Below are 1456 nucleotides of genomic sequence, written 5' to 3' on the forward strand. Positions count from 1 at the left end.
TCGAAGATCGCGTCGTGCGGCGCGATCACGATCACCGGCACGCTCTCGTCGATCAGCGCGATCGGCCCGTGCTTCAACTCGCCCGCCGCGTAGCCCTCCGCGTGGATGTAGCTGATCTCCTTCAGCTTCAGCGCGCCCTCCAGCGCCATCGGGTAGGCGGTGCCGCGCCCGAGATAGAGCACGTCCCGCGCCTTGGCGATCTCCCGGGCGAGACGCTCGATCTCGCCCTCCTGCTTGACCGCCTCCGCCATCAGCCCCGGCACCGTGATCAGCGCGTCGACGAGGCGGGCCTCCTCGGCCAGGCTCAGGGTGCCGCGCGCCCGCCCGGCCGCGATCGCCAGGCACAGCAGCACGGTCAGCTGGCAGGAGAACGCCTTGGTGGACGCCACCCCGATCTCGGGGCCCGCCAGCGTCGGCAGCACGGCCGAGGCCTCGCGCGCGATCGTCGAGGTCGCCACGTTGACGATCGCCAGCGTCGGCTGGCCCTGGCCCTTGGCGTAGCGCAGCGAGGCCAGGGTGTCGGCGGTCTCGCCCGATTGCGAGATCACCAGCGTCAGCCCGTCGGCCGCGAGCGGCGCCTCGCGGTAGCGGGCCTCGGAGGCGACGTCGATCTCGACGGGCAGGCGGGCGAGCTTCTCGAACCAGTACTTGGCCACGAGCCCGGCATAATAGGCGGTGCCGCAGGCCGTGATGGTCAGGCGCGACAGCCGGGCGAAGTCGAAGGGCAGCGCCTCCGGCAGGGCGACCCGGCTCTCGGCGAGGTCGACGTAATGGGCCAGCGTGCGCCCGACCACCTCGGGCTGCTCGTGGATCTCCTTGGCCATGAAGTGGCGGTGGTTGCCCTTGTCGACCCGGTAGGCCTGGGCGGCGATGATCTGGCGCGGCCGGGTGACGACCGCGCCGGCGATGTCGCGGATCTCGGCGCCCTCGCGGGTCAGGATGGCCCAGTCGCCCTCCTCCAGGTAGGTGATGGCGTCGGTGAAGGGGGCGAGCGCCAGCGCGTCCGAGCCGAGATAGGTCTCGCCCGCGCCGTAGCCGATGGCGAGCGGCGCGCCGTGGCGGGCGCCGATCAAAAGGTCGCTCTCGCCGGCGAACAGGAAGCCGAGCGCGAAGGCGCCGCGCAGGCGCGGCAGGGTGGCGGCCACCGCCGCGACCGGCCCGAGGCCCTGGGCCATGGCGTGGCTGACCGCCTGGGCCACGACCTCGGTGTCGGTCTCGGTCTCGAAGCGGATGCCGTGGGCCTGGAGCTCGGCCTTCAGCTCGCGGAAGTTCTCGATGATGCCGTTATGCACGACCGCCAGGCGCTCGGTGGCGTGGGGGTGGGCGTTGATCTCGTTGGGGCGGCCGTGGGTGGCCCAGCGGGTATGGCCGATGCCGATGGCGCCCGACAGCGGCGATTGCAGCAGCTTGAGCTGGAGGTTGGAGAGCTTGCCCTCGGCGCGCCGGCGCTCGAGCC

Annotated in this window: 1 protein-coding gene; it reads right to left on the minus strand. The window is 72.3% G+C overall.

All coding sequences use genetic code 11. From position 1 onward, the window contains the following. Positions 1-1456, minus strand: a 1456-nt coding sequence (gene glmS, locus F6X51_RS27575; RefSeq protein ID WP_150967295.1) for a glutamine--fructose-6-phosphate transaminase (isomerizing), incomplete at both ends; no start/stop codon positions are given.

It is taken from the genome of Methylobacterium planeticum (genome assembly GCF_008806345.1).
In the GTDB taxonomy this organism is placed as follows: domain Bacteria; phylum Pseudomonadota; class Alphaproteobacteria; order Rhizobiales; family Beijerinckiaceae; genus Methylobacterium; species Methylobacterium planeticum.